Raw genomic sequence first — 2,665 nt, forward strand, 5'->3', positions numbered from 1 at the left:
TGGATAAACCACTCCAAAATGATCCCCCTAAACCATCAGAAACTGTCCCCCTCTACCAAAGGAAAGTGATCCCTTTCTGCCAAAGCAAAGTGTCCCCCTTTCGCCAGGCCAAAGTGATCCCCTGAAAAGATTATAAAGTAGTTTGCCAATCGGTTTCGTTAGATGGGTTTTTGTTTAGATTTTCGATGAACAAAAACCCTTGAATACGATGTCCAATACACCGATAAAAATGAATAAACTACGACAGATTATCCGCCTTTATTGCCAGGGAACCGGCACAAAGACCATTCACGGGATGTTAGGCACTTCCCGTACAACTATCAAAAAGTATGTTCGGATCTGGCACGAACTGGGTCTCACCCATGAAGAGTTCAATTCCAAGAGCGATAGTGAACTATCTGTTCTTTTTAATACGACGGCAGCCAAATCGATATGTAGCCCCCGTATGCAGGAGTTGGAGCTGTTGCTACCGGATTACTGTAAACGATTAAAAAAGAAGGGCGTAACCCGTGAGTCGCTTCATTTGGAATATCTCTCGAAGCACCCTCAGGGTTATGGGCGCTCTCGGTTCAACAATGCCATCCATACCTATCTTCAGCTTTCCAAGCCTGTCATGCACCTTGATCATAAAGCAGGAGATAAGATCTATATCGACTTTGCCGGAAGCAAACTGCAGCTTCACCCAGCTTCATGCCCGGAGCGTGATGTTGAAGTATTTGTAGCGATATTGGGCTGCAGCCAGCTTACGTATGTGGAAGCGGTAGAGAGCCAGCGTAAAGAAGATCTGATTAAGGCCTGTGAGAATGCCCTGCACTATTTCGGAGGTGTCCCAGCGGCTATTGTTCCCGACAACCTGCGTTCTGCCGTGACCAGGGGAAGTAAATATGAAGCAGTACTCAATGATGAGTTTGCGGCTTTTGCCGAGCATTATGGGGTTACGGTGGTACCCGCCCGGGCTTATAAGCCCCGTGACAAGTCTTTGGTGGAAGGGGCTGTTAAACTTATCTACCGTAGCATTTACCAGCGGCTGGAAGGTCGCAGGTTCAACGACCTGGAATCACTGAATGCAGCTATACGGTCCGCACTGGAAATCCACAACAACAAACCTTTTTCAGGACGGAGTTACTCGCGCAGGGAACAGTTCGAGGAAGTGGAACGGGAAGCTCTGGGAGCACTCAATCCGATCCGCTACGAGGTTCACAGGCAAGTCATGGTAACAGTGATGAAGAACGGCTATGTCCGTTTGGGTGAGGATATTCACTACTACAGCGTTCCTTACACCTATATCGGCAAGAAAGTAAAGGTACTTTATACCTCCGGAATGGTCCTGATCTATTACCACTACACACAGATTGCAGCCCATAAACGCAGCCGGACCAAATATCATTACACCACCGACAAAGAACACCTGGCCTCACAGCACCGTTTTCTGACCGAATGGACACCTGAAAAGTTTATCCAGGAAGCCGAGCAGATCCACGGGGATGTAGCCAAATACATCTCTCAGGTCCTGGAACGTAAGACCTATCCTGAGCAGGCTTACAAGTCATGTTCCGGTATATTGAGCTTCACCAGACGTGTCGGACCAGAGCGTCTGGCCAATGCTTGCCGTTGGGCCGACAATCTTGGCCAGTACAGCTATCCGATCATTGAGGAGATCCTGAGGAAACGGCTGGACCAGCTTACCCCTGAGGATGAACCAGCCAGCAGCATCCCGACCCATAACAACATCAGGGGCAAAGAATATTATCAGTAATACATTAACAATCGATCATAAGCATGAATAACGAAACATTAGAGAAGATGCGTCAGCTTCGCCTTTACGGCATGTATGATGCCTTTAAAACCAATCTGGAAACTTCAGTGAAAGAATCTCTTACAGCAGACCAATTTATTGCACTGTTGGTGGCCAGCGAATGGGACGACCGGCGGAACCGCTCTGTACAGAGAGCCATCAGAGGGGCAAACTTCCGCTACAACGCCTCTTTGGAGCAGATAGATTACTCCTTTGAGCGTGGCCTGGATAAGAACCAGGTCCACAGGCTTGCCGGACTTGAGTTCGTCAAAGAACACAAAGATGTATTTATTACCGGTTCCACTGGAACCGGTAAAAGTTATCTGGCTACTGCTCTAGGCTATCATGCCTGCCAAAGTGGTTACAAAGTGATGTACGTGAATACGGCTAAGCTTATGGGGCAGCTAAAGATGGCCAAGGCAAAAGGTACCATGTTGGCCGAACTTAAGCGCATAGAGCGCCTGGACATGCTTATACTGGACGACTTCGGCCTCCAGCCGTTCGACCCACAGTCCAGACTTGCGCTGCTTGATATCATTGAAGACAGGCATCAGAAGCGTTCTACGGTAATTACTTCTCAGATTCCAGTGAAAGAATGGTACGATATTATTGGTGAAAAAACCGTGGCTGACGCAGTGCTTGACCGAATTGTCCACCACTCAGTAAGGGTTGAACTGTTTGGAGAATCACTAAGGAGAAAAAAAACTAATCCAGAAAATGTATTTTTGTAGAAATAATAGTTGTTAAACCGGACAAAAAATATCCGTCTAAGGAACCGATCTGCACAACAACTTTTTGTTCTTTTCAGACCTCAACTCTGAGGGGACACTTTGAAGTGGTGAAGGGGGGACAGTTTAAATGGTATATCCA

At 47.3% G+C, this 2,665-nt stretch carries 2 protein-coding genes; both read left to right on the plus strand.

Going from position 1 to position 2,665, the window contains the following annotated elements; all coding sequences use genetic code 11:
- The first annotated feature begins 229 nt into the window (after window positions 1-229).
- On the plus strand, window positions 230-1,756 hold the full coding sequence (gene istA, locus IPZ78_RS17085) for an IS21 family transposase (protein WP_225555189.1): 1,527 nt from the start codon (window positions 230-232) through the stop codon (window positions 1,754-1,756).
- A gap of 23 nt (window positions 1,757-1,779) precedes the next feature.
- Entirely contained in the window at window positions 1,780-2,526 is a 747-nt protein-coding gene (gene istB / locus IPZ78_RS17090; protein WP_225555190.1) for an IS21-like element helper ATPase IstB, read from the plus strand.
- Window positions 2,527-2,665: the final 139 nt, after the last annotated feature.

Source organism: Sphingobacterium bovistauri, assembly GCF_020295405.1.
In the GTDB taxonomy this organism is placed as follows: Bacteria; Bacteroidota; Bacteroidia; order Sphingobacteriales; family Sphingobacteriaceae; genus Sphingobacterium; species Sphingobacterium bovistauri.